A 273-nucleotide genomic window follows, 5' to 3' on the forward strand; every position below is an offset into this window, starting at 1 on the left:
GGCCACAGTTGTTTATCAGCGAGATTTTGATGACGCTCTGCCAATGGTTTTTTTACTGCATGTTGCAGCACACCACACCACTGGTGATCAAATAAAAAGCCATTGTTGAGTAATTGATTGTAAAGCCGCTTTGCGTATAAAAAACTATGGGCAAATAGTTCACTGTGTGGCGAATTTTTTGCTTGTAAATGCGGATATATCGCCCCTTGTACATTGTGAGATGCCCCCATGGCCGGTTGTTTATCTTGGCAAAATAAGTGGCTTGGTATACCG

1 pseudogene is annotated in these 273 nt (G+C 42.5%); it reads right to left on the reverse strand.

What is annotated here, in order from left to right:
- Positions 1–273 (reverse strand): annotated as a pseudogene (locus AAEY97_RS21270) (bifunctional tRNA (5-methylaminomethyl-2-thiouridine)(34)-methyltransferase MnmD/FAD-dependent 5-carboxymethylaminomethyl-2-thiouridine(34) oxidoreductase MnmC); the annotation flags it as partial.

This window comes from Shewanella sp. TB7-MNA-CIBAN-0143, from assembly GCF_040310065.1.
In the GTDB taxonomy this organism is placed as follows: domain Bacteria; phylum Pseudomonadota; class Gammaproteobacteria; order Enterobacterales; family Shewanellaceae; genus Shewanella.